This is a genomic window from Roseobacter sinensis (assembly GCF_025755255.1).
Lineage (GTDB): Bacteria > Pseudomonadota > Alphaproteobacteria > Rhodobacterales > Rhodobacteraceae > Roseobacter > Roseobacter sinensis.
This window is the reverse complement of sequence record NZ_JALIEB010000004.1, coordinates 190684-216331: the sequence shown is the minus strand read 5'-3', so window position 1 is coordinate 216331 and position 25648 is coordinate 190684. Positions and strand designations below refer to the sequence as shown.

23 protein-coding genes are annotated in these 25648 nt (G+C 64.7%); 13 read left to right on the top strand and 10 right to left on the bottom strand.

All coding sequences use genetic code 11. The features are described from left to right. Positions 1-169 precede the first annotated feature (169 nt). The 6 genes from MUB52_RS08400 (at position 170) to MUB52_RS08375 (ending at position 6772) form a co-directional block, all read left to right on the top strand. Positions 170-1210: a rod shape-determining protein gene (locus MUB52_RS08400; protein WP_195819615.1), complete on the top strand. Its 1041-nt coding sequence runs from the start codon at positions 170-172 to the stop codon at positions 1208-1210. A 73-nt stretch (positions 1211-1283) separates the two neighbouring features. Continuing rightward, complete coding sequence (gene mreC, locus MUB52_RS08395) at positions 1284-2186, top strand: rod shape-determining protein MreC (RefSeq protein ID WP_263843759.1); 903 nt, start codon at positions 1284-1286, stop codon at positions 2184-2186. Beyond that, entirely contained in the window at positions 2183-2722 is a 540-nt protein-coding gene (locus tag MUB52_RS08390; RefSeq protein WP_263843758.1) for a rod shape-determining protein MreD, read from the top strand. Before mreC ends, MUB52_RS08390 begins: the two co-directional genes overlap by 4 nt. A 31-nt stretch (positions 2723-2753) precedes the next feature. Then, the gene (gene mrdA / locus MUB52_RS08385; protein ID WP_263843757.1) at positions 2754-4697 is read left to right on the top strand and encodes a penicillin-binding protein 2; all 1944 of its coding nucleotides are present in this window, start codon (positions 2754-2756) and stop codon (positions 4695-4697) included. Then, positions 4694-5833 (top strand): rod shape-determining protein RodA, encoded by a 1140-nt coding sequence (rodA, locus tag MUB52_RS08380; protein WP_263843756.1) that lies wholly within the window; start codon positions 4694-4696, stop codon positions 5831-5833. Before mrdA ends, rodA begins: the two co-directional genes overlap by 4 nt. Before the next feature lie 6 nt (positions 5834-5839). Beyond that, positions 5840-6772, top strand: coding sequence for a 2-hydroxyacid dehydrogenase (locus MUB52_RS08375; protein WP_263843755.1), 933 nt, complete (start codon positions 5840-5842; stop codon positions 6770-6772). Here MUB52_RS08375 and MUB52_RS08370 read toward each other — a convergent pair whose 3' ends face one another. The 6 genes from MUB52_RS08370 to MUB52_RS08345 all read right to left on the bottom strand — a co-directional run bounded on the left by MUB52_RS08370 (position 6773) and on the right by MUB52_RS08345 (position 13344). Next, a complete protein-coding gene (locus MUB52_RS08370) occupies positions 6773-8788 on the bottom strand; it encodes a M3 family metallopeptidase (RefSeq protein ID WP_263843754.1) in 2016 nt (671 codons plus the stop codon). It abuts the gene before it with no gap. Between the two features lie 71 nt (positions 8789-8859). Continuing rightward, entirely contained in the window at positions 8860-9915 is a 1056-nt protein-coding gene (locus MUB52_RS08365; protein WP_263843753.1) for a HesA/MoeB/ThiF family protein, read from the bottom strand. After that, positions 9915-10385, bottom strand: coding sequence for a dUTP diphosphatase (gene dut / locus MUB52_RS08360; RefSeq protein ID WP_263843752.1), 471 nt, complete (start codon positions 10383-10385; stop codon positions 9915-9917). The genes MUB52_RS08365 and dut overlap by 1 nt, the downstream gene beginning before the upstream one ends. A gap of 4 nt (positions 10386-10389) precedes the next feature. After that, on the bottom strand, positions 10390-11583 hold the full coding sequence (gene coaBC, locus MUB52_RS08355) for a bifunctional phosphopantothenoylcysteine decarboxylase/phosphopantothenate--cysteine ligase CoaBC (protein WP_263843925.1): 1194 nt from the start codon (positions 11581-11583) through the stop codon (positions 10390-10392). A gap of 70 nt (positions 11584-11653) precedes the next feature. Continuing rightward, positions 11654-12445 (bottom strand): ChaN family lipoprotein, encoded by a 792-nt coding sequence (locus MUB52_RS08350; protein WP_263843751.1) that lies wholly within the window; start codon positions 12443-12445, stop codon positions 11654-11656. Between the two features lie 20 nt (positions 12446-12465). Beyond that, positions 12466-13344, bottom strand: coding sequence for an RNA polymerase factor sigma-32 (locus tag MUB52_RS08345; protein WP_263843750.1), 879 nt, complete (start codon positions 13342-13344; stop codon positions 12466-12468). Positions 13345-13441: 97 nt separating this feature from the next. On the opposite strand from MUB52_RS08345, the gene cobU reads away from it, so the two are divergent. The 4 genes from cobU to MUB52_RS08325 are packed head-to-tail and all read left to right on the top strand — an operon-like array spanning position 13442 to position 16868. Further along, entirely contained in the window at positions 13442-13963 is a 522-nt protein-coding gene (cobU, locus tag MUB52_RS08340) for a bifunctional adenosylcobinamide kinase/adenosylcobinamide-phosphate guanylyltransferase (RefSeq protein ID WP_263843749.1), read from the top strand. After that, positions 13960-14541: a histidine phosphatase family protein gene (locus tag MUB52_RS08335; RefSeq protein ID WP_263843748.1), complete on the top strand. Its 582-nt coding sequence runs from the start codon at positions 13960-13962 to the stop codon at positions 14539-14541. The genes cobU and MUB52_RS08335 overlap by 4 nt, the downstream gene beginning before the upstream one ends. 60 nt (positions 14542-14601) lie before the next feature. Further along, positions 14602-15297: a glutathione S-transferase gene (locus tag MUB52_RS08330; protein WP_263843747.1), complete on the top strand. Its 696-nt coding sequence runs from the start codon at positions 14602-14604 to the stop codon at positions 15295-15297. Between the two features lie 56 nt (positions 15298-15353). Further along, positions 15354-16868, top strand: a complete 1515-nt coding sequence (locus MUB52_RS08325) for a YifB family Mg chelatase-like AAA ATPase (protein WP_263843746.1) — start codon at positions 15354-15356, stop codon at positions 16866-16868. Here the strand turns inward: MUB52_RS08325 and gshB are convergent. The 3 genes from gshB to rsmI form a co-directional block, all read right to left on the bottom strand. Further along, complete coding sequence (gene gshB / locus MUB52_RS08320; protein ID WP_263843745.1) at positions 16865-17800, bottom strand: glutathione synthase; 936 nt, start codon at positions 17798-17800, stop codon at positions 16865-16867. The two genes, MUB52_RS08325 and gshB, sit on opposite strands and share 4 nt — an antisense overlap. Before the next feature lie 73 nt (positions 17801-17873). After that, positions 17874-18248, bottom strand: a complete 375-nt coding sequence (locus MUB52_RS08315) for a YraN family protein (RefSeq protein WP_404818211.1) — start codon at positions 18246-18248, stop codon at positions 17874-17876. Between the two features lie 10 nt (positions 18249-18258). After that, positions 18259-19116, bottom strand: coding sequence for a 16S rRNA (cytidine(1402)-2'-O)-methyltransferase (rsmI, locus tag MUB52_RS08310; protein WP_263843744.1), 858 nt, complete (start codon positions 19114-19116; stop codon positions 18259-18261). Positions 19117-19198: 82 nt separating this feature from the next. Between rsmI and MUB52_RS08305 the strand changes: the two genes are divergently transcribed. Genes MUB52_RS08305 through murJ form a run of 3 tightly spaced genes read left to right on the top strand, consistent with a single transcriptional unit; the run spans position 19199 to position 24708 of the window. Next, the gene (locus MUB52_RS08305) at positions 19199-20380 is read left to right on the top strand and encodes a penicillin-binding protein activator (RefSeq protein WP_263843743.1); all 1182 of its coding nucleotides are present in this window, start codon (positions 19199-19201) and stop codon (positions 20378-20380) included. 9 nt (positions 20381-20389) lie between these two features. After that, positions 20390-23167 (top strand): [protein-PII] uridylyltransferase, encoded by a 2778-nt coding sequence (locus MUB52_RS08300; RefSeq protein ID WP_263843742.1) that lies wholly within the window; start codon positions 20390-20392, stop codon positions 23165-23167. Further along, positions 23164-24708 carry a murein biosynthesis integral membrane protein MurJ gene (murJ, locus tag MUB52_RS08295; protein ID WP_263843741.1) on the top strand — a complete coding sequence of 515 codons (1545 nt, stop codon included), beginning with the start codon at positions 23164-23166 and terminating at the stop codon, positions 24706-24708. Before MUB52_RS08300 ends, murJ begins: the two co-directional genes overlap by 4 nt. A 191-nt stretch (positions 24709-24899) precedes the next feature. Here murJ and MUB52_RS08290 read toward each other — a convergent pair whose 3' ends face one another. Continuing rightward, positions 24900-25586 carry a rhomboid family intramembrane serine protease gene (locus tag MUB52_RS08290; protein ID WP_263843740.1) on the bottom strand — a complete coding sequence of 229 codons (687 nt, stop codon included), beginning with the start codon at positions 25584-25586 and terminating at the stop codon, positions 24900-24902. Positions 25587-25648 lie beyond the last annotated feature (62 nt).

Genomic DNA, 25648 nt, shown 5'->3' with positions numbered 1-25648 from the left:
ATCGGGGCCCGACTTGAGCGCGAATTCACAGAAGCGATGAAAAAGCAATATGATGCTTACATCATCGTTAACGCCTCTTTCACCCTTTAACGCCTAAGCCTATAAGTGTGGAAAGCCCGCCTTTCTGGAAAGCGCGGGCCAAGAAGATTTCGGGCAAGGTATCAACAGAATGTTTGACAAAATTCGCGGGCTGTTTTCATCCGATATGGCGATCGATCTCGGCACCGCCAACACGCTGGTCTATGTCAAAGGGCGCGGCGTGATCCTGTCCGAACCCTCGGTGGTGGCGTATCACGTCAAGGATGGGGTGAAGAAGGTCCTTGCGGTGGGGGAAGACGCCAAGCTGATGCTGGGCCGCACACCTGGCAGCATCGAGGCGATCCGCCCGATGCGCGAAGGCGTGATCGCCGACTTCGATACCGCCGAAGAGATGATCAAGCATTTTATCCGCAAGGTGCACAAGCGATCGACTTTCTCCAAACCCAAGATCATCGTCTGTGTGCCCCACGGCGCCACCCCTGTGGAGAAACGTGCAATCCGCCAGTCGGTGCTGAGCGCAGGCGCGCGCCGCGCCGGGCTCATTGCCGAACCCATCGCGGCGGCCATTGGTGCCGGCATGCCGATCACCGACCCGACGGGCAACATGGTCGTCGACATCGGCGGCGGGACCACCGAGGTGGCGGTGCTGAGCCTGGGCGATATCGTTTACGCCCGCTCGGTCCGCGTCGGCGGCGACCGTATGGACGAGGCGATCATCAGCTACCTGCGCCGGCAGCAGAACCTTCTGGTGGGTGAGACAACGGCGGAACGGGTGAAAACCTCCATTGGCACCGCCCGCATGCCCGATGACGGGCGCGGAACCTCTATGCAGATCCGCGGGCGCGACCTGCTGAACGGTGTGCCGAAGGAAATCGAAGTGACGCAGGCACAGATTGCCGAAGCCCTGGCCGAACCTGTACAACAGATTTGCGAGGCGGTGATGACCGCCCTTGAGACCACACCGCCGGATCTGGCCGCGGATATCGTGGACCGCGGCGTGATGCTCACCGGGGGCGGCGCCCTGCTGGGCGACCTGGATCTTGCCTTGCGCGAACAAACCGGTCTCGCTGTGTCGATTGCCGATGAGTCGCTCAACTGCGTGGCGCTCGGCACCGGTAAGGCCCTGGAGTACGAGAAACAACTGCGCCATGCGATCGACTACGACAGCTAAGCGCATCCGATCATAGCGCCCCGTTCAGCGGCAGGTCTGCCCTGCCCGATCCGGGGCAGGAGACCGCCGAGAGATGGCCAAGGACCGACCCACCAGCAGCGAATACACCGGCCCCGTCCGGCGCCTGCTGCTGAGCGTGGTGGTGCTCTGCCTCTTTGCAATTTTCCTCGTCTGGCGGATCGACAGCCCCCGGGTCGAACTCTTTCGCGCGCTGGTCACGGATAAGTTCGTGCCCAGCCTCGACTGGGCGATGGCGCCCGTGACCGGTACGATCAACCTTTTGAAGAACTTCCAGAGCTATCAGCGGCTGGCGCAGCAGAACGGCGAGCTGCGCTCGGAATTGCGGCGCATGCAAGCCTGGAAAGAGGCCGCACTGCAGCTCGAACAGGAAAACGCAAGGTTGCTCGATCTGAACAAGGTCCGGCTCGATCCGCGGCTGACATACATCACCGGCGTCGTGCTGGCGGACAGCGGCTCGCCCTTCCGCCAGTCGGTGCTGCTCAACGTCGGTGCACGCGACGGCGTCGTCGATGGCTGGGCCACGATGGACGGGATCGGTGTCGTCGGGCGTATCTCCGGTGTCGGCGAAAACACGGCCCGCGTGATCCTGCTCACCGATGCATCCAGCCGTATTCCGGCGATCATCCAGCCGTCCGGGCAGCGGGTAATCGTCGCGGGCGACAATTCCTCGGCCCCACCCATCGAGTTCCTCGAAGACAGCGACCAGGTGCGTCCAGGCGATCGGGTGATCAGTTCCGGTGATGGCGGTGTCTTCCCGCCCGGGCTGCTGATCGGTCAGGTGGCACTTGATCCCGGTGGCAAGCTGCGGGTGCGGCTCTCGGCCGACTATCAGCGGCTCGAGTTCTTGCGGGTGCTGCGCCATCACGGGACCGAACCGGTGTCTGACACCGCCCGGATCATCGGCCCGCAGCTGCCACCGCCGCCGGTGATCGCCACCGAGGGCCTGGGCCAGTGAGCGAGCTGCCGCAAACACGCCTTTGGACGATGCGCCTGGGCTTTGCCCTGCTGGTCTGCGTGATCCTCTTCTTCCACCTGCTGCCGCTCGAGACGACCCCGCGCCGCTGGGTCGGACCCGACCTGCTGCTGGCCTTTGCCTGCGCCTGGTCCCTGCGCCGGCCGGAATATGTGCCCGTGCTCGCGCTCGCCGGGCTGTTTCTGCTGGCTGATCTGCTGCTGCAACGGCCGCCGGGCCTTTGGGCGATGGTGGCCCTGCTGGGCTGCGAGAGCCTGAAGCGCCGGGCGCGTGGCCTGCGCGACACGGGTTTCGCAAGCGAATGGCTGCGCGTCGCCATCGTCATGGTGAGCGTGGCAATCTTCTATCGGGCGCTCTTGATCATCACGCTGGTGGATTTGCCACCCTTCGGCTTGACGATCTTCGAGACGGTGATGACAATCCTGTTTTATCCGCTGGTGGTCGCCGCAACGCATGGGCTGATGAGGGTCCGCAAGGCGACGCCGGGCGATCTCGACAGCACGGGTGCGCGGCTATGATGCAGACCACCGACACAACCGAGGCATCGGCATGAAGAAGACACGCGCCGAGACTGATTTCAGCCATCGCCGGATCAGCCGCCGGGCCGCCCTGCTCGGCGGCGCGCAGCTACTCTTCATCGGCGGCCTCGCCGCGCGCATGCGGTTCCTGCAGGTGGAACAGGCCGACCAGTTCCGGCTGCTGGCCGAGGAGAACCGCATCAACGTCCGGCTGATCCCGCCGTCTCGCGGCGAGGTCTTCGACCGCAACGGCGTGCGCCTGGCTCAGAATGCGCCCTCCTATCGCATCGTCATCGTGCGCGAGGATGCGGGCGACACCGACGCGGTGCTCGAGCGCTTGTCACGCATCATCCCGCTCGATCCCGAAGACATCGCCCGCACCAAAGAAGAGCTCAGACGCTCGCCCTCCTTCCTGCCGATCACCATCGCCGAGGACGTGCGCTGGCAGGATATCAGCCGGGTATCGGTGAACGCACCCGCACTGCCTGGGGTCACCCCGGAGGTGGGTCTCAGCCGCGTCTATCCGCAGGGATCGGATTTTGCGCATGTCTTGGGCTATGTGGGGCCCGTCTCGGACTATGATCTGCAGAAGATCGAAGATCCCGAGCCGGTCCTGCGCATCCCCCGCTTCCAGATCGGCAAGGTGGGGGTCGAAACCAAGCTGGAGCCGCTCCTGCGTGGCAAGGCAGGTGCCAAGCGGGTCGAGGTCAACGCCGCCGGGCGGGTGATGCGCGAGCTTGACCGGCGCGAGGGCATTCCCGGCTCCGACGTGCAGCTGACCATCGACGCCAAGCTGCAAGGCTACGTTCAGGCGCGGCTGGACCAGGAGAGCGCCAGCGCCGTGGTTCTCGATTGCGACACGGGCGATGTGGTGGCCTGCGCCTCGGCGCCGACCTTCGACCCGAACCTCTTCGTGCGGGGGATCTCGGTCAAGGACTATAACACCCTGACCAACAACAAGTATCGCCCGCTCGCCAGCAAGACCGTGCAAGGCCTCTATCCGCCCGGCTCCACCTTCAAGATGATCACGGCGATGGCCGCACTCGAGGCGGGGCTGATCGGGCCGGATGAGACGGTCTATTGCCCGGGCCACCTTACAGTGTCGGGTCGGCGGTTTCACTGCTGGAAGCGCGGGGGTCACGGCTGGGTCGATCTGCAAACCTCGCTGAAACGGTCCTGCGACGTCTACTATTACGATCTCGCGATCAAGGTGGGGATCGAAAAGGTCTCCGAGATGGCGAAGCGCTTCGGGCTTGGGGTGAAGCACGATGTGCCCATGTCGGCAGTCGCGCAGGGCCTCGCCCCGAACATGGCGTGGAAACAGCAGACCTACGGGCAAAGCTGGCGGGTCGGCGACACGGTCAACGTCTCGATCGGCCAGGGTTTCATGCTCGCCTCGCCGATGCAGTTGGCCGTGATGACCGCACGGCTGGCCACGGGCCGGGCGGTCGAACCGCGGCTGATCAAATCGATCGACGGGGTCGAGCAGCCCGAGCGCGGCGGCGAGAGCCTCGGCATGAACGAGAACAACCTGCGCAAGATGCGCCGCGCCATGGATGTCACGGTCAATGACCGGCGCGGCACGGCCTATGGCTCGCGGATCATCGACGAGGGCATGCGCATGGCCGGCAAGACCGGAACGAGCCAGGTGCGCAACATCACCGCGGCAGAGCGGCGGGCAGGTGTGATCCGCAACGAAGACCTGCCCTGGGAACGGCGCGATCACGCGCTCTTCGTCAATTTCGCGCCCATCGATCGGCCGAAGTACGCGATTTCCGTTGTCGTCGAGCATGGCGGTGGCGGCTCGAAAGCCGCTGCTCCGATTGCACGCGACATAACGCTTCAGGCGCTCTATGGAGGAGAGCCGCCGCTCGAGGCTTATCCGACAAAGGACCGCGAGCGCATTGAAGAACAGCAGGAGCGGCTGCGCGGCGTGCAGCCCCAGGCCTCCTTCGTCGGGCGGGATCAGGCATGAGTTATCTCGAGTATGCCGTCAAAACCGCACCGACCGGGGTGCGCAAGATCCTCTATCTGAACTGGCCCATCGCGATCCTTCTGGCCTCGATCTCCGGGGTCGGGTTTCTGATGCTCTATTCGGTCGCAGGCGGCTCCTTCAGCCCGTGGGCCGAGCCGCAGATGAAGCGTTTTGCCGTAGGGTTCGTGCTGATGATCAGCGTCGCGATGGTTCCGATCTGGTTCTGGCGTTCGCTGGCGGGCATCGCTTATCTTGTCACGCTCGCACTGCTTGTCGCGGTGGAGTTCTTTGGCGTGGTCGGCATGGGGGCACAGCGCTGGATCGACCTCGGCTTCATGCGCTTGCAGCCCTCCGAACTGATGAAGATCACGCTGGTGATGTTCCTGGCCGCCTACTACGACTGGCTGCCTGCGAAACGCACCTCTCACCCGTTCTGGGTGCTGCTGCCGGTGATCGTGATCCTGATCCCGACCGCGCTGGTGCTGCGACAGCCCGATCTGGGCACCTCCATCCTGCTGCTGGCCGCAGGGGGCGGGCTGATGTTCCTCGCCGGCGTGCACTGGGCCTATTTCGCTGCCGTGCTCGCCAGCGCCATCGGGCTGGTGACCACCGTCTTCAAGTCCCGCGGGACCGAGTGGCAGTTGATCAAGGACTACCAGTTCCGCCGCATCGACACTTTCCTCGACCCCAGTACCGACCCGCTGGGCGCGGGCTATCACATCACCCAATCCAAGATCGCGCTCGGCTCCGGCGGATGGACCGGGCGTGGGTTCATGCAGGGCACACAGACGCGGCTGAACTTCCTGCCCGAGAAACACACCGATTTCATCTTTACGACGCTGGCCGAGGAGTTCGGCTTTCTGGGGAGCATGTCGTTGTTGGGGCTTTATGCGCTGATCATCGTCTTCTGCATCTGGTCGGCGCTGATCAACAAGGACCGCTTCTCGTCCCTGCTGATCCTCGGGATCGCGCTGAACTTCTTCCTGTTCTTCGCGGTGAACATGTCGATGGTGATGGGCCTTGCGCCGGTCGTGGGTGTGCCGCTGCCGCTGGTGAGCTTTGGCGGCTCGGCGATGCTGGTGCTGATGCTGGCCTTCGGCCTGATGCAAAGCGCGCATGTGCATCGCCTGAGATAAGCCACCGTGACACCAAACGTCCTTTTTGCCGCACATCCAAGCCGCTGGACCATCTACGAGACGCCACTGAGGTCCGCCTTCGCCGAGCTTGGCCTCTCGCCCCATCTCGCACCGGACATTCCACCTGCCGAGGTTGACTACATCATCTATACGCCGAATGCGCCGTTGCAGGATTTCAGTCCCTTTACCCGGGCCAAGGCGGTGCTGAACCTCTGGGCGGGTGTCGAGACAATCGTGAACAACCCCACGCTGACCCTGCCGCTTGCGCGCATGGTCGACCCCGGCATGACCCAATCCATGACCGAATGGGTGGCGGGCCACGTGATGCGCTATCACCTCGGGATGGACCAGCACATCCACAACCCCGACCATCTCTGGGTGCCGCATACACCACCCCTGGCGTCCGAGCGCCAGGTCACCATCCTGGGCCTCGGCGCACTGGGATCGGCCGTAGCCGAGGTGCTGCTGAGCCTCGGCTTTGCCGTGACCGGCTGGAGCCGTCGGGAGAAACACGTGCCGGGCGTCATCGCGCATCATGGCTCGGGCGGGCTTGCAACGGCCCTGGCGCAGGCCGAGATCCTCGTGCTCTTGCTGCCTGATACACCGGCCACAGAGAACACGCTCAACACCGAAACCCTGGCGCGGCTTCCGAAAGGCGCGTTTGTGATCAACCCGGGCCGCGGGCCGCTGATCGACGATGAGGCGCTGCTCGACGCGCTCGACCGAGGCCATGTCGCCGGCGCGACGCTCGATGTCTTCCGTACCGAGCCGCTGCCGCAGGCTCATCCCTTCTGGGCGCATCCGAAGGTCACAGTCACACCGCATGTGGCCGCCGAGACGCGCCCGACCACCGCGGCCCGAGTCATCGCCGAGAATGTCCGACGCGGGGAGGCCGGGGAGCCCTTCCTGCATCTGGTGGACCGCCGCAGCGGGTACTGATCACTCTGCGGCGAGACCGCGCCCCGTCAGCAAGGCCTCGACCCCCGGAAGCCGCCCGCGGAACGCCGTGTAGAGCTCGGCCGCATCCCGGCTGCCGCCGGTCGACAGGATATGCTGCTCCAGCGCGGCCGCGCGCTCGGGGTCGAAGGCACCGCCCGCCTCTTCGAAGGCCGCAAAGGCATCGGCGTCCATCACCTCGGACCACATGTAGCTGTAATAGCCGCTGGAATAACCGTCGCCGGCAAACACATGCGCGAAATGCGGCGTGGCGTGACGCATCGCGATGGCCTCGGGCATACCGATCTCGCGCAGGACCTCCTCCTGCCGGGCCATCGGATCGCTTGGCGCAGGCCCGTCGTGAAAGGCGAGGTCAACAAGGGCCGAGGCCACGTATTCCACCGTCTGAAAGCCCATGTCGTAGGTGGCTGCAGCGAGCACCTTGTCCAGCATCTCCTGCGGCATCGCGGCACCGGTCTCGACATGGGTGGCGAATTCGGCCAGCACCTGCGGCACGTCCAGCCAATGCTCGTAAAGCTGGCTTGGCAGCTCGACAAAATCGCGCGCGACAGACGTGCCCGAAACGCTTTCATAGGTCACATCGGACAGCATCTGGTGCAGCGCATGGCCAAACTCATGGAACAGCGTCCGCGCGTCGTCATAGGACAGAAGTGCAGGATCACCCTTGGCGAAGTTGCAGACGTTGACAACCACGGGCGTCTGCGGCTTCGGGAACTTGGCCTGCGCGCGCATGGCCGAGCACCAGGCGCCCGAGCGTTTCGAACCCCGCGCGAAATAGTCACCGATGAACACCGCCACATGCGCTCCGTTCCGCGTCACCTCCCACGCCCGGCAATCAGGGTGATAGAGCGGAACATCGAGCGGGGCGAACTGCAGATCGAAGAGCCGGGTCGCGCAGGCAAAGGCGGCTTCGATCATGCGCTCCAACTGGAAGTAGGGCTTCAGCGCCGCCTCATCGAGGTCATGCTCGGCCAGGCGGCGTTTTTCCGAATAGTAGCGCCAGTCCCAGGGAGCCAGCGGGCCGTTGATCCCATCGGCCCGCATCATCTCGGTCAGCGCGTCGGCATCGGCCCTGGCCCGGGCCACGGCAGGCTCCCAGACCGCCATAAGCAGATCGCGCACCGCCGCAGGGGTCTTGGCCATTTCGGTTTCGAGCTTGTAGTCGGCAAAGCTGTCATAGCCGAGCAGGCGCGCGCGTTCTTCGCGCAGACCGAGGATCTCGGCCGCGATGGCCCGATTGTCGGTGGCCCCCCCGTTGGCCCCACGCGCAGCCCAGGCCCTGAAAGCGGTCTCGCGCAGATCCCGCCGAGGCGAAAACTGCAGGAACGGTACAATCAGCGAGCGCGAAAGCGTCACGACAGGGCCGTCCGCGCCCTTCTCCTCGCCTGCGGCCCGCGCCGCGGCAACAACGAACCCCGGCAAGCCCTCAAGGTCGGCCTCGGCCAGCGGCAAGGTCCAGTCGCGCTCGTCCGCCAGAAGGTTCTGGGTGAACTCGGTGCCGAGAACGGCAAGCCGCTCCTTGATCTCTGTCATCCGCGCCTCGTCCGCACCTTCCAGAGCCGCTCCCGACCGAACCAGGTTGCGATGTTTCAGCATCAGCACGCGGGCCTGCTCGGCAGTGAGGTCCAGCGCGTCACGACGCTCCCACAGGTCAGCGACTCTGGCGAAGAGCGCCTTGTTGCTGGAAATCTGCGAGAAATGCGCGGCGAGCTTGGGCGAAAACTCGCGCTGCAGCGCTTCGCGCGCCGGGTTGCTGTCGGCCCCCACAAGGTTGAAGAACACGTTCAACACCTGATCGAGCGACGCCCCGGCAGCCTCCAGCGCCTCGATCGTGTTGGTAAAACTCGGTGTCTCGGACGCGCTCGCGATGGCCTCGATCTCGTCGCGGTGTGCGGCGAGCGCCTGCTCGACCGCGGGTGCGAAATCATCGTCTGAAATGGCGTCAAACGGGGCGATCTGAAAGGGGGTGGTCCAGTCCTGCAACAGCGGGTTCGTCATGCGGCTCTCCTTTGGGACACAAGCTAGGTTCGGGACCGAGGATGCACAAGCGGCGGACCTGCTGCGCCGGGCTATCCTGGGCGCTTTCCAGCGCAAACGGGACAGTCGGACCGGGGCGCCACCGCGATGGTCCGGCTTTCGCCGTAAAGCGCGTCGTAAATAACCATCTGGCCCCGCAGGACCGTCCCGGCATCGGTGATGAGCTTGATGGCCTCCGCGGCCATCATGGCGCCGATGACGCCGGGCAACGGGCCCAGAACACCGGCTTCGGCACAGGACGGGGCCAGCTCTGAGGCCGGCGCCTCCGGGAAGACGCATTGGTAGCACGGGGCGCCGAACGCCGGATCGAAGACGCTCAACTGCCCTTCCCACTGGCTGAGCGCACCCGAGATCAGCGGTTTGCCCTGCGCGACGGCAACGCGGTTGACGAGGTAGCGCGTGTCGAAATTGTCCGTGCCATCGAGGATTAAGTCGTAGTCGCCAATGAGGTCATCTGCGATCTCCTCGGTCAGGCGGCGGTGATAGGGCCGCACGACGACATGCGGGTTCTGCGCGGTCATTTCCGCCTGAGCAGAGAAGACCTTCGGCGTCCCGATAGACTGATCCTTGTGGATCACCTGGCGCTGGAGGTTCGCGTTCTCGACCGTGTCGTCATCGATCACTCCGATGGTCCCGACGCCCGCCGCCGCGAGGTATTGCAGCGCCGGTGCGCCAAGCCCGCCGGCGCCCACCACCAGGACTTTTGCCGCCTTAAGCCGTTTTTGCCCCGGCCCGCCGATTTCGCGCAGGACGATGTGCCGGGCGTAGCGGTTCAGTTCCGTCTCACTGAAACCGGGTTTCACGACATCGAACCGATGCGAGGATTGTGCAGTGTCTGCGCGGCTTTGCAGGGCGCGCAGACCGCGCCGGTACCCGAGCACCAGCGCCACGAACCCGCCCAGGATGAGCCACAGGGCTGGGCTTTCGCCGGTGGCCGCGCGCAGGGCGCTGCCGTCGGGCAGCGTCAGCTGAATGATGAGAACACCGACGTAAAGCGCGCCGATCATCGTCAGGCGGGTGCTGCGCGGCGCCCCCATCAGCGCACCGAGCCCCCAGAACCCCGCGGCCATGGCCAGAACCAGAACCATCAGCGCGGCCCCGTTGATCCGAACCCGCCCTCACCGCGCTCAGTCCCGCTCAACCGGTCCTGCAGCGTGAAACCGGCCTGCACAACCGGTGCCACCACCAATTGGGCAATCCGCATGCCGTGGGTGACGGTAAAGGCGGCCTCACCTGCGTTCAGGACGATAATGCCCAAGGGGCCGCGATAGTCGCTGTCGATGGTGCCCGGGCTGTTGACCAGCATCAGCCCATGCTTCAAGGCCAGGCCCGATCGCGGACGCACCTGCACCTCATACCCGTGTGGGATCTCTATCTTCAGGCCGGTCGGGATCAAGGCGCGGGCCCCCGGTACAAGCGTGACATCGCCTTCCGGCAGGTTGGCCCGCACGTCCGCGCCGGCCGCGCCCGGCGTCTGATACGCCGGCAACCCGAGGCTGCGGTCGGCGTCGTCCGTCCAGGCAAACGCAATCTCGACATGACCGGGTTCCGCTGTCATGAGATCAGTTCAGCGCCTCAGCGATCCGCGCGGCGAGGCGCTTGGCCACCTCGGTCTTGGTCATCTTGGGCCAGCTCTCAGGGCCTGCTTCGTCGATCACGGTCACGGTATTGTCGGCACCGCCCATGACACCCGACCCGCCCGAGACATCGTTGGCCACGATCCAGTCGCAGCCCTTGCGCTGCCTCTTGGCCGTCGCATTGGCAAGGACATCATCGGTCTCGGCCGCGAAACCGACCACCAGCTTGGGTCGCCCTGCGCCCAGATGAGAAACCTCTTTCAGAATGTCCGGGTTTTCCTCGAACGCGAGCGTCGGCAGGCCGTCCTTGGACTTCTTCAGTTTCTGATCACGCGCGCCCTGCACGCGCCAATCCGCGACCGCAGCGGCGAAGACAGCGGCATCTGCGGGCAAGGCCGCCTCGACCGCCTCACGCATCTGGCGCGCGGTCTCGACCGGCACCACCGTCACCCCCTCGGGCGGCGGAACATCCGCGGGGCCGGTGACGAAGACGACCTCTGCGCCAAGAGCCGAGAGCGCGCGGGCGATGGCTGTGCCCTGGGCACCAGAGGACCGGTTGGCGATGTAACGCACCGGATCGATCGGTTCGTGCGTCGGCCCCGAGGTCACGAGAACACGTTTGCCCGAGAGCGGCCCACCTGCCAGCTGCGCCTCGATGGCCGCAACGATCTCCATCGGTTCGGCCATCCGGCCGGGGCCGTATTCACCACAGGCCATGTCGCCGTCGTTCGGCCCGACAAAGCGCACCCCGTCGTCAGACAGTTGCGCATGATTGCGCCGGGTTGCCGGGTGTTGCCACATGCGAACGTTCATGGCGGGTGCGGCCAGCACGGGCGTATCGGTGGCCAGAAGGATCGTACTGGCCAGATCATTGGCCAAGCCGCTGGCCATCTTTGCCATGAGATCGGCCGTGGCGGGTGCCACCACGAGCAGATCCGCGACCCGGCTCAGCTGAATATGCCCCATCTCGGCCTCATCCGTGAGATCGAAGAGATCCCGGTAGACCTTTCTCCCGGCCAGCGCCGAGACGGACAGCGGCGTGACAAAAGCCTCCCCTGCCAGGGTCAGAACGGGGGTGACTTCTGCGCCCCGTTCGCGCAAGCGGCGGATCAGATCGAGCGATTTGAAGGCTGCGATTCCCCCACCGATGATCAGCAAAATGTGTTTCCCGGTCAGCATCATGCGTCCCCGTTGGGTGGTCATCGGCGCGACCATAGGCCGTCATGACGGCAATCGCCAGCCCCGCGGATCAGTTGAACGCGTCGCAGGGATTACCCCGGTCGACCGGCGGGCCATCCACGGTGACGTCGAAGCGCCCAGGCGGGGTGCTGCCATCTTCGCCCTGTCCCAGCGCAAAGATCGCGAGGTCGGGTGCGGCGGTTTCGAGGTAAACAGGCGCACCCCAATCCGCCCGCGCGTGGCCGTTGCCGGTGATCACGACCACAGGGCCACCCGTTGCCGAGACGGCCGCGAGCGCGGCGCGCGCAAGCGCTGCATCGCGCAGCCGCTGGACGGAGACCATCACCGGCAGCATCTCGTCCGGCAGCGCGTTGCAATGGGCCTCGGCCTGCATCTCTTTGCGTGTCGCCTGCTGCGCTGCAGGCAGCGGCTGGTCAAGGCCGAAGCGCACCGCATCCGCGGCGCCGAAGATGTCGACCAGCGCATCCTGCATCAGGCCGCGGATCTGATCCCGGGGGACAGCGGCGCCGAAAATCTGCGCATCCGGTGCGGCGGCGAAGATCGGATAATACATGCCAAAATCGGGCCACCCCGACGCCTCCCACTCCAGCGCGGCTTCGAGATCGCTCTCTGACCTGCGCAGCTGCGGCGTGATCCGGGCCGCCTGATCCGGGGTCAGCATCTCAAAGACCAATGCGGTCGGCGCAAGCGCACGGGTCCAGGCGGCCTGAAGCGTGTGATGAGCAGGGTTGTCATGCTGCTCGCCGATGAACAGCACGTCGGCCGTCTGTGCAGCTTCGGGCGGCATGTCGTCGGCAGAGGCGAAAGAAGCGGCCCAGATGGCCGCTCCAAACAACGTCATAGATCTTGGATATGAGCGCGTCACATCAGGAAATGATGCACTTCGCGCGACTGGCTCTCGAGCGACTTGCGCATCTTGCCGAAGGCGGCGGCCTCCAACTGGCGCACCCGTTCCTTGCTGAGGTTCAGCTCCTGGCCAAGGCTCTCAAGCGTGCGGGGCTGGTCCCGCAGTTTGCGCTCGCGTACGATGAACCGCTCGCGCTCGTTCAGATCGTTCATGGCTTTCAAGAGCCACTCGCGCAGCTGTTCGGTGTCATGGGAATGCTCGACCATATCGGCAGCCTGCGCGCTTTCATCCTCCAGCGCATCGATCCACTCGCGGCCTTCGTCATCGGTCGACTGGGTGGCGTTCAAAGAGTAGTCCGAGCCCGACAAGCGGCCTTCCATCATCTCGACATCATGAAGCGGAACACCGATCTCGGTCGAAATCATCTGCCGCAACTGGTGCCGATCTAGCACCTCGCCTGCGGCAGCACTCTCGCGCTCCAGCCGGGCCTGTACGCGACGCATATTGAAAAAGAGGGACTTCTGGGACGAGGTCGAACCGGTGCGCACCATCGACCAGTTGCGCATCACGTAATCCTGGATCGACGCCTTGATCCACCACACTGCATAGGTCGAAAAGCGCACGCCGCGATCCGGGTCGAACTTGTCGGCTGCTTTCATCAGCCCCAGCCCGGCCTCCTGAATGAGATCATTCATGGGTGCGCCGTACCGCTTGAACTTGGCGGCCATCGAAATCGCCAATCGCATGTAGGCTGTGATCAGCCGGTGTAGGGAGTCTTCACATCGCTCGTCGCGCCACGCGTAGGCCAGTTTGAGCTCGGTTTCCGCGTCGAGCAACTCTGCTTTCATCGCGGTCCGCGACAGTGACATATCTCTTGCTGTGTCCAAAGCCATAGCGACATCTCCCAGTCAGATGAAGCACACCTTGCCGTGTACAATTGATATAGGTACGCACCATACCAACGATTGGTTCACCTCAAAGGTTTATAAAATGTTGCCAAAACTGACTTTCGTTCTAGGAGGTGCAGCCTCCGGGAAATCAGTCTGGGCAGAAAACCTTTTGTTAAGCAGTGCTTTAGAACCTGTTTACCTTGCCACATCGCGGGTCTTTGACGACGAAATAAAAATGCGCGTAGAACTGCACAGATCGCGCAGAAGTGACCGCTGGCTGAATTTTGAGGCACAAATCGAACTTCACCCGGTTCTGTCACAGCTCACCTCGGGCCAGGCCGTGCTGATCGACTGCGCCACGATGTGGCTGACGAACCTAATCATGGACGGGCGCGACATAGCGGAAGGTCAGGCCGATCTCCTCTCTGCCTTGCACGACTGCGCAGCACCAGTCGTGATCGTCTCGAATGAGGTCGGCCACGGCATTGTGCCCGAGAACGCGCTGGCGCGCAGGTTTCGCGAGGCGCAGGGTCGGTTGAACATCGCGCTTGCAGCAGAGGCCGATCTCGCGGTTCAGGTGAGCGCAGGGCTTCCGATCGTCATGAAGGGGACGTTGCCATGACGGTCTGGCATTGGGTGCGGCACGGGCCTACGCATGAAAAAGCGCTGGTCGGCTGGCGTGACGTGCCTGCCGATCTGTCGGACACCGCGCAGGTGGCAAAGCTGCGGGACCACCTGCCCGATCAGGCTCTGCTGGTTTCATCGGACCTGATCCGCGCCTCGGCCACGGCCGACGCCATACAAGCGCCGGGGCACGCGCGGCTGGCTGACACATCGGCCCTGCGCGAGTTTCATTTCGGCGCCTGGGACGGCCTGCATTTCTCCGACGTCGCACAGCGTGATCCGGAGCTGAGCCGCGCCTACTGGGAAACGCCCGGAGATGTTGCCCCCCCCGAGGGCGAAAGCTGGAATGCCGCAGCGCGACGCATCAATGCCTGCGTCGATGCGCTGACGGCCGCGCACCCCGATGCGCACATCATCGCGACCGCGCATATCGGGGTCATCCTCACCCAGGTGCAGCGCGGGCTCGGGGTCACCCCCTTTGAGGCGCTCTCGCATTCCATCGACAATCTGTCCTGCACCCGGATCGTTTTTGCCGGGGCCGAGACCACCGTGCACCAGATCAATCACCGTCCGTGATCGCCACGGTCACAAATGGTCGTTTGATGTCGCACCCGGGCCGCGGCTAACCTGCGCGTCATGACCTACGATCTTTACATCGGCGACCGCCTGTTCTCCAGCTGGTCCCTCCGGGGCTGGCTGATGCTGGAGAAATTCGCGCTGCCCCACCGGACCCATCTGGTCGGGCTTTACAGCGGCACGATGGCCGACGATCTGGCCCCGCTTGCACCCGCCCGTCTTGTGCCCGTGTTGAAAACGCCCGAGGGCGAGATCATCGGCGAGACACTGGCGATGGCGGAGACACTGGCCGAGAGGCATCCCGAGGCCGGGCTCTGGCCGAAACCGCCGGCGCTGCGCAGCCGGGCGCGGTGGTTGTGCGCCGAAATGGCCAGCGGATTTTCGGCGCTGCGCGAGACCTGTCCGATGCAGTTGCATCACGTCAATCAGCGCTTCGAGGTCTCCCCGGCGCTGGCCGCCGATCTGACGCGGCTCCAAGAGGTCTGGGCCAGCGCCCGTGCCATGTCCGGCGCGACGGAGGGTTGGATCATGGGCTCCTATTCGCTTGTCGACGTATTCTTTGCCCCGGTTGCGGCGCGGATTATCGGCTACGATCTGCCCGTATCGGCACAGAACCGCGCCTATTGCGTCCAAACCATTGAGGATCCGGCCTTCCGGGCATGGCGGGCGGAGGCACTGAAAGTGACCTACGACCCCTTTCCCTATCCGACGAATTGCACCCTCGCGGACTGGCCTGCCGAGACGCGCGGGGATTAACCTTTCGTAAACACCCCTGACGTACCGATTAACCACGTTAGTCAGGAGGGGTTTTCGTGGTTGCTCTTGCCCATTCGGTCGCCTTTCGCGGGATTGAGGCCTGTCTTGTCGAAGTCCAGTGCTCGCTCTCTCCAGGTCTGCCCGCGTTCAGTATCGTGGGCTTGCCCGACAAGGCCGTGTCCGAGGCCAAGGAACGGGTGCGCGCTGCGCTGTCCTGCATGGCCATCGCCTTTCCCTCGAAGAAGGTGACGATCAATCTCAGCCCGGCGGACCTGCCAAAAGAGGGAAGCCACTTCGACCTGCCCATTGCGGTCTCGCTGCTGGCCGCGCTCGAGATCATTCCGCAGGACATCACACAATCCGTCGTGGCCCTCGGAGAGCTCTCGCTCGACGGCAAGATCGTCCCTGTCAACGGCGCGCTGCCCGCGGCCATGACAGCGGCCACAGAGGGCTTCGGTCTGCTCTGCCCCGAAGCCTGCGGAAAGGAAGCGGCCTGGGTCAGCGACGCACGTGTGATCGCCGCTCGCACGCTGGGCGATGTGGTGCGCCACTTCACCGGCCAGGTGCCTCTGCAGCAGGCGGCCCCGGGCCAGGTGGAAACGCGGGCAGAAACAAAGGACTTGTCGGAGGTCAAAGGGCAGGAGCGCGCCAAACGCGCCTTGGAGATCGCCGCCGCCGGGCGGCACCATCTGATCTTCGTGGGAACGCCCGGATCGGGAAAGTCCATGCTGGCGCAGCGCCTGCCCGGTATCCTGCCGCCGATGACGGCGATGGAAGCCTTGGAGACCTCTATGGTGCATTCCGTGGCCGGCCTCCTGGACGAGGGCGGCATCACCCGCGACAGGCCGTTTCGCGACCCGCACCACACCTCGTCCATGGCCGCGATGATCGGCGGCGGTCGCATGGCCAAGCCTGGCGAGGTGTCGCTGGCGCACAATGGCGTGCTCTTTATGGACGAATTCCCCGAGTACCAGCGCAACGTGCTCGAAACCCTGCGACAGCCGATCGAAACCGGCGAAGTCATGATCTCCCGCGCCAACGCGCATGTCCGCTACCCCTGCCGCTTCATGCTCGTCGCGGCCGCCAACCCCTGCCGATGCGGCTATCTGTCCGATCCCGAACGCGCCTGCGCCCGCGTACCCCACTGCGGCACAGATTATCTGGGCCGCATCTCCGGGCCGCTGATGGATCGCTTCGATCTGCGCGTGGATGTGCCGCCGGTCGCCTACAGCGATCTCGATCTGCCGGCCACTGGCGAGACCTCCAGCGCGGTCGCCGCCCGGGTCGCCGCGGCGCAGGCGGTTCAACAGACCCGCTTTGCGGAGCGGCCCGACATGCGCTCGAATGCCGAAGCCGCAGGCGAGGCCCTGGAAGAGGTCGCCCGCCCGGACGCGGAAGGCCGCGATCTACTGCTGCGCGCCGCTGAACGGTTCAACCTGTCCGCCCGCGGTTACCATCGCGTGATGCGCGTCGCCCGCACCATCGCCGATCTGGATCACTCCGATCAGGTGCGCAAACCGCATATTGCCGAAGCGATCAGCTTTCGCCTGGCGAGCCCGGCAGACGCCTAACCGGCGCGCGCCTCGATCACCTCCCAGATGCGGGCGGCGATGTTGACGCCATCGAACCGCTCCAGTTCCTGGATGCCGGTCGGAGAGGTCACGTTGATTTCCGTCAGATAGTCGCCGATCACATCGATCCCCACAAAGATCTGGCCCTTCTCCTTCAGCAAGGGCCCGATTGCGGCACAGATCTCGCGGTCGCGGTCGGTCAGGCCGATCTTCTCCGGTCGTCCGCCCACATGCATGTTGGAGCGGGTTTCGCCTTCGGCCGGCACGCGGTTGATGGCCCCGACCGGGTCGCCATCGACGAGGATGACACGTTTGTCACCCTTCGAGACCGCCGGCAGGAACTTCTGCACGATCAGCGGCTCGCGCGAGAACCCCGTGAAGAGCTCGTAGAGCGAGCTCAGGTTGCGATCATTGACGTCAAGGCGAAACACCCCCGCACCCCCATTGCCGTAAAGCGGCTTGAGGATGATGTCGCCGTGCTTTTCCTTGAAGGCCCTGATCGTCGTGAGATCCCGCGCGATGCTCGTGGGCGGGGTCAGATCGGGAAAATCGAGGACCAGCAGCTTTTCGGGATAATTGCGGACCCAGAAAGGATCGTTAACCACAAGGGTGTCCGGGCCGAGCCGATCCAGAAGATGGGTCGACGTGATATAGTGCATGTCGAAAGGCGGGTCCTGCCGCAACCACACCACGTCGAACTCCGCCAGATCGACCTCGCGGGCGTGTCCCAGCTGTGCGTGGTCCCCCTGCACCCGCTGGACCCGCAGATCGTGACCGAGCGCCGTGATCCGCCCCTCCTGATAGGCGAGATGGTCAGGAGAGTAGAAAAACAACTCATGGCCGCGCGCCTGCGCTTCTTCGGCCAGGCGAAAGGAGCTGTCTGCGGTGATGTCGACGTCCCCGATGGGGTCCATCTGAAAGGCGATTTTCATGGCGGCTCCTCGCGTTGACCGCCCCTACATGGCCCAGCTGTCAGAAAGGTTCAATGGTGCCGCAGGCAGAAGATCAGAGCGCGCCGAAGGCGTTTTCGACGATCTGAACACGGCCCGTGCCGTCGACCAGAGCCGCGTCAAAGCGCGCCTCGGTCAGCGACCCCAGCGGCTGTCCTGCCAGGTATTCCTCGGCCGCCGTGTAGATGCGTCGCATCTGCCGCGCCGTCAGCCGAGCTGCAGCGGCATCGAAACTGTCACTCTTCTTCACTTCGACAAAGACGAGGCCTGCAATGTCCCGGACGATCAGGTCGACCTCCCCCGCCGTGCCGCGCCATCTTACGTCTGCGACGGTGTAGCCCAAACTCTCGTAGTGGCGCGCAACCACCGCTTCGGCGGCATGGCCGGCGTGAAAGGCCACCTGTCCGCGCAAGGCGCGCTGTGCGAGCATCCCCAAGCCGTCATCCTTTCGTCAACTCGAGCGCCGTCTGATAGACCTGCCGGCGCGGTACGTCATGCGCCTTGGCCACCATGTCCACTGCGTCCCGCATGGTCATGGTCGCCAAGGCCCGGGTCAGATCGTGTTCTACGTCGTCTTGGCTAACAAAACCTGAACGGTTGCGGTCGATCAGAACGACGAGCTCACCCTTCACGGCCTTGCCGTCATAGCTAGCACTGAGCTCCGCGAGGCTGCCGCGCCGCACCTCTTCGAACTTCTTGGTCAGCTCCCGGCAGACGGCGGCCTGCCGGTCTCCGCCCAGGACGGCCGCCGCATCCGCAAGCATTGCCGCCAGCCGCTTCGGGGATTCGTAGAAGACGAGCGTGCCCGGCACCTCCCGCAACGCCTCGAAAGCGGCCCGGCGGGCGGCCTTCGCGTTGGGCGGAAATCCCGCGAAATGAAAGGCGTCCGTGGGCAACCCCGCAAGCACCAGCGCCGTCAGCACCGCCGAGGGGCCGGGCGCACAGGTCTGCGGCAGGCCGGCCGCCGCCGCTGCCCGCGCGAGCTCGAAGCCGGGGTCCGCGATCAGCGGCATTCCCGCCTCCGACGCGTAGGCCACTGATTTCCCCGCCTTCACCTCGGCCAGCAGCCGGGCGATGACCGCCGTCTTGCTGTGGTCGTGCAAAGCGACGATCGCCCGGCCAGCCAGCGGGACCGCGTGAATGTCCAGGAGCCGCCGCAAGCTGCGGGTGTCTTCGGCGGCCAGCACGTCCGCCGCGGCCAGGATGTCGAGCGCCCGCAGCGTGATGTCGCGCGCGGTTCCGATGGGCACACCCACGAAGTAGAGGCCTGCGCTCAGGGCTATCTTTTGGAAATTCAACGCTGGACCCGCCTTTCGTGACGTCTATGATTGCGGCCTAAGCGCATCTGCGCCCGAATTCTGATTGCTGGAGTATCCGCATATGTTTGCCGTTTTCCCATCCGCCCGCAAGGCCGCGCACCTGATCGCGCTCCCGCTCGTTGCGCTTCTCCTTGCCGCTTGCGACACGCTCCCGGGAGCGGGCTTCGGCGGCGGGCCCAGCATCAACACCGGTGAAGCGGTGCCGGTTGCCTTGCTCGTGCCCAGCGGATCCGGTCAGACCACAGATGAGATCTTGGCACAAAGCCTTGAAAACTCGGCGCGTCTCGCAATGCGGGACCTGAATGGCGCCAGTGTCGACCTGCGCGTCTACCAGACCGCAGGGGACGCAGCCACCGCCGCCGCGCGGGCGCAACAGGCGGTCGACGAAGGCGCCAAGATCATTCTCGGACCGGTTTACGCAGCTTCAGCGAATGCGGTCGGGAATGCGGTGGCGGGCGACGGCATCACGGTGCTGTCGTTCTCGAACAATGCGGCGATCGCAGGCGGCAACGTCTTCGTGCTCGGCCAGACCTTCCAGAACACCGCGGACCGGATGGTGAGCTACGCCCGAGGGCAGGGCAAATCGCGGTTCGTCATCGTACATGGGCAGGATTCTGCTGGAACGCAGGGGCGCGATGCGATCAACAACGCCGTGAACGCCCAGGGCGGCTCGGTCGTCGGAACGGTCGGCTACGCCTTGTCGCAGCAGGATGTGATCGCCTCGATCCCGCAGATCAAATCGGCCGTTGAAGGCAATGCGGCCGACGCCGTCTTCATGACGACCGACACCGCCAGCGCCCTGCCGCTTCTGTCGCAACTGCTGCCCGAGGCGGGCATCAGCTCCCAGACGGCGCAGTTCATGGGCCTGACCCGGTGGGACATCCCGCCCCAGACGCTCAGCCTTCCCGGCGTACAGGGCGGCTGGTTCGCCGGACCCGATCCTGCGGCCTCCGCCACTTTCAGCGCGCAGTACCAGAATGCCTATGGCAGCCTGCCGCACCCCATCGGCGGGCTGGCCTTTGACGGCGTGGCGGCCATCGGCGCGCTTGTCAGCCAAGGCAACCCCAACGCCCTGACACCCGCGGCCCTCACCCAGGGCGCCGGGTTCCGCGGCGCAAGCGGGATCTTCCGCCTGCGCCCCGACGGTACGAACGAGCGCGGCCTCGCCGTGGCGACGATCAACAACGCCCAGGTGACGATCGTGAGCCCTGCCCCGCAATCCTTCGGTGGCGCGGGGTTCTGAGGCGGCACCATGTCCCTGACAGCACAGCGGGCCCATGCACCTCCGAACGGAGAGCTGATTTGTGCGCCCGAGTTGATCTTCGACCGGGCCGCCTTTGATCGGGAGCTTGCCTCGGCGGTGAAGGGGCTGTCTTCGCCCGGCGAGATCCGGTCAGCTGCCGTCACGCTGCTGAAGGCGCGTCAAAAGACGGGCCGGACGCACATCGCCGAAGCCTTCGCGGCGGCGCCGTTCGCGGCACGGCCGATGACACGCTCCTACACCTATCTGACGGATCAGCTGGTCACCGCGGCGCTGCATGTCGCCTGGACCCTGTTGCACCCCAAGCCGAACCCCACCGCCAGCGAGCATCTCACCGTGATCGCAGTCGGTGGCTATGGCCGGGGCGAGATGGCGCCCTTTTCAGACGTGGATCTGCTGTTTCTGACGCCCTACAAGATCACCGCCTGGGCCGAGAGCGTGATCGAGTCGATGCTCTACATCCTCTGGGATCTGAAGCTGAAGGTCGGCCATGCCAGCCGCACGATCAAGGAGTGCCTTCGCCTCGGAGCCGAAGACTTCACGATCCGCACCTCGCTGCTGGAACAGCGGCACCTTGCAGGTGATCCCGGACTCGCCACGACGCTCACAAAGCGCCTGCGCAGCGATCTCTTCACGGGATCGGAGCGCGCCTTTGTCGAGGCCAAACTTGCCGAGCGCGAGACCCGGCACCGCAAGCAGGGTCAACGCTATATCGTTGAGCCCAACGTCAAGGAGGGCAAAGGCGGGCTGCGCGACCTGCAGTCGCTCTACTGGATCGCCAAATATGTGCACAACGTCGATCACGCCGCCGACCTCATCCCGATCGGCGTATTCACCGAGGAGGAGTTCGCGGGCTTTGCGGCGGCGGAAGACTTTCTCTGGGCGGTGCGGGGTCATCTGCATCTGCTGAACAATCGCGCCTCGGAGCAACTGACCTTCGACATGCAGGTCCGGGTCGCCGAGGCTATGGGCTATGAGGACACCAAGGGCCGGCGGGCCGTCGAGGTCTTCATGCAGGACTACTTCCTGCACGCCACCGAAGTGGGCGATCTGACGCGGATTTTCCTGACCAAACTGGAAGCTGATCACGTCAAGGCGGAGCCGATCCTCGAACGGATTTTCCGCCGGCGGCCCAAGGTCAAAGAGGGTTATCAGGTTGTCAACAACCGGATCGGCATCGCCAACGATGCCACGTTTCTGTCCGACAAGCTGAACCTGTTGCGGCTGTTTGAAGAGGCGTTGCGGACAGGTATGCTGATCCACCCGGACGCGATGCGGCTGATCAAGTCGAACCTGCATCTGATCGACGACGAGGTGCGCACTGCGCCCGAAGCCCAGCGCATTTTCTTTGACCTGCTGCTCAAGCACGGCAACCCGGAGCGGGCGCTGCGGCGCATGAACGAGCTTGGCGTGCTCTCGGCCTTTGTCCCTGAGTTCGAGCCGATCGTCGCGATGATGCAGTTCAACATGTATCACAGCTACACGGTGGATGAGCATATCATCCAGTGCATCAAGACGCTTGCCCAGATCGAGAAGGGCGAGCTGGAAGAGGACCTGCCCGTCGTCTCCTCGATCCTCAAGGATGGGGTGGATCGCAAGGTGCTCTATACTGCCTTGCTGATCCACGACATCGGCAAGGGTCGGCAGGAGGATCACTCGATCCTCGGCGCACAGATGGCCCGCAAGATCGCGCCGCGGCTGGGCCTCAACAAGGCCGACACCGATACCGTGGAATGGCTGGTGCGCTATCACCTGCTGATGTCCGACATGGCACAGAAGCGCGACATCGCCGACCCGCGCACGGTGCGCGACTTCGCCAAGGCGGTGAGAGAGGTCAAGCGGCTCGACCTGCTCTGCGTGCTCACGGTCTGCGACATCCGCGGTGTCGGGCCGAACACCTGGAACAACTGGAAGGCAGTGCTGATCCGGGCGCTCTACCGGCAAACACGGCGGGCGCTGGAGACCGGGCTGGAGGACCTCAACCGCGAGAACCGCGGCGCCGAGGCCAAGCGGGCGCTACGAGAGGCGCTCAGCGACTGGCCGCGCAGGGACCTCATGGCCGAAACCGCGCGACACTACGATCCCTACTGGCAGGCGTTGCATGTGACCGCGCATGTCACTTTCGCCAAGATGCTCCGAGACGTGAAGGATGGCGAAATCCTCATCGACCTGCACCCCGACGACGACCGCGATGCAACGCGGGCCTGCTTTGTCATGGCCGATCACCCGGGCATCTTCGCGCGCCTCGCTGGCGCGCTGGCACTGGTGGGCGCCAATGTGGTGGATGCGCGCAGCTATACCACCAAGGATGGAATGGTCACGGATGCCTATTGGATCCAGGACGCCGAAGGGAACCCCTATGACGCCGCGCGCCTGCCCCGCCTGCGCCAGATGATCGAAAAGACCCTGCGTGGCGAAGTGGTGGCCCGTGAGGCGCTGAAATCGCGCGACAAGGTCAAGAAACGCGAGCGCGCCTTCAAGGTGCCCACGCATATCACCTTCGACAACGAAGGCTCGGAAATCTACACGATCATCGAGGTGGACACCCGCGACCGGCCCGGCCTGCTCTATGACCTCGCCCGGACGCTGGCCGCCGCGAACGTCTACATCGCCAATGCGGTGATCGCCACCTACGGCGAGCAGGTGGTCGATACCTTCTACGTGAAGGACATGTTCGGCCTGAAGTACTACTCCGAGAGCAAGCAGCGCTCGCTAGAGAAGAAGCTGCGAGAGGCCATCGAAGAGGGCGCTGAAAGGGCCAAGGAGTGAGGCCAATCCGCCTGATGTCGGGCTTCTTCACGGTGGGCGGTTGGACCTTGATGAGCCGCATCCTCGGCTTTGTGCGCGATGCGATGATCCTGGCCTACCTCGGCACCGGACCGCTCTACCAGGCCTATGTGGTGGCCTTCCGTCTGCCCAACATGTTCCGACGCTTCTTCGCGGAAGGCGCTTTCAATATGGCCTTCGTGCCGATGTTCTCGAAGCGGCTCGAAGGGGAACAGGACCCGGACGGCTTTGCCTCGGATGCCTTTGCCGGGCTCGCCTCGGTCCTGATTGTGCTGACGCTGGTGGCGATGGCCGCGATGCCCTGGCTGATCTACGGGCTCGCGTCCGGCTTTGCAGGTCAGGAGCAGTTCGACCTGTCGGTGGAGTTCGGCCGGATCGCCTTTCCCTACATCCTCTTCATCTCGCTGGCTGCGCTGCTCTCGGGGATGCTGAATGCCGCCGGACGCTTCGCCGCCGCCGCCGCGGCGCCGGTGTTGCTGAACGTGCTGCTGATCGGTGCGATGGCCAGCGCCGCCTGGCTGGGCGGCGATATCGCGCGGGCCCTGATCTGGGCGATTCCGGTCGCGGGTGTGGTGCAATTCGGGCTGCTCTGGATCGCGGTCAGACGGGCCGGCTTCACCCTGAAGCTCAAGTGGCCAAAGCTCAGCCCGGACATGCGCCGCCTGATCAAGGTGGCCATCCCCGCCGCACTCGCCGGCGGCGTCGTGCAGGTCAACCTGCTCGTCGGTCAGCAGGTCGCCAGCTACTTCGACAAGGCGGTGGGCTGGCTCTTTGCGGCGGATCGGCTCTATCAACTGCCGCTGGGTGTGGTGGGGATCGCGGTCGGTGTCGTCCTGCTGCCCGATCTGTCGCGGCGCTTGCAGGCGCGGGACGACGCGGGCGCAAAAGATGCGCTGAGCCGGGCGGCAGAGGTTTCATTGGCGCTGACGATCCCTTCCGCCGTTGCACTTGTGATCATTCCCTTCCCGCTGGTCTCGGTGCTCTTCCAGCGCGGGGCCGCGACCGTGGACGACACAGCTGCCATCGCGGTTGCCGTCGCGATCTACGGCCTCGGTCTGCCAGCTTTCGTGATGCAGAAGATCCTGCAGCCACTGTTCTTCGCGCGCGAGGATACCCGGCGGCCGTTTCACTACGCTGTCGTTTCTATGGTTGCGAATGCCGCACTGGCCATTGGCCTTGCGCCGGTCCTAGGCTGGATCGCGCCCGCGATCGCCACGACAGTCGCGGCGTGGCTGATGGTGGCGCTGCTGCGGGTGGGGGCGCGCAGCTATGGCGATGTCGCCCGCTTCGATGGCCGCTTTCACGGCCGGATCTGGCGAATGGTTCTGGCCTCTGCCGTGATGGGCGGTGCGCTCTGGCTCGGCACGGTCCTGCTCAGCCCCTTTCTCGGCATGCCATGGATTCGCGCCTTCGCGCTCGCGGTCCTGATCGCGATTGGCGTGATCACCTACTTCAGCGTCGCGCATATGACCGGAGCGATCCGGTTTGGCGAGCTCAAGCGGGCTTTGGGGCGGTCACGTTAGATTTCAGCGTTCATCGGTCATCGCCTCATTTAGAGAGGTCCCGCCCGGCTGACAGGCCGGGCTTCGCCCGACCTCCCCCCGGAGGGCGATTTTGCATCGTTTCAATGTGCATGACCGATTGCTGCGCGGTCACGGCGCGCGCAGCATGGGTGTTGCGAATGCCCTCCAGGTCGGGCGAAGCCCTCTTCTTGTCAATCCCGCCGCAGCGCCGCCAGCACACGGGCAATCCCGCCCGGTACCAGGGTTGCAGAGGCACCGAACCCGAAGAAGAACGCTGCAAGATCTGCAACCCAACCGTTGCCGACATCGAAGAAGATGCCCCAGATCAGCTGCAACCCCATGAGGATCGCAATCAGACTGAAGGCGCGCAGCTGTTCCTCGCCGCGGGCCGCCAGGCTCTGCCACATCACGAAGGAATAGCCGCCGATGAGGCCATAGACGGCTGGAAAGCCGCCCACGAGCCAAGTTGGATCGTTCAACAGCAGCGCGTAGACCAGCGCCCCGAACACCGCCCCACCAAAGAAGAGGACGAGCACGGCCACCTGCCCCATGGTCTCACCCACCAGCTTGCCGAGGGCCAGGAGCAGCACACCGGCAAAGAGCGCGGAGGTGAAACTCGTGTGCACGAAGGAATAGGTCAGAAAGCGCAGCAAATGCTCGGGCAGCCAGCGCCCGTTGGTCACCATCCAGTCGAAGATATCGCCGGAAAACGCGTAGGCCTGCACGGAGGCGAGCCGCCATCCCACCGCCTCGGTGCCGCCGATGAGACCGCGCGCGCCGAGACCGAAGGCCGCTTCCGGAAGCGCAATCGCCAGGAACAGGATCACAACGACGAGGGGCAGCGGGTTGACCGGCGAGGGATCTTGGTGGTCGTGCATGGGGCCTTCCTTGACGATGCTTTGCCCCATGGGTAAGGCAGCGCAAACCGCTTTTCCAGCAA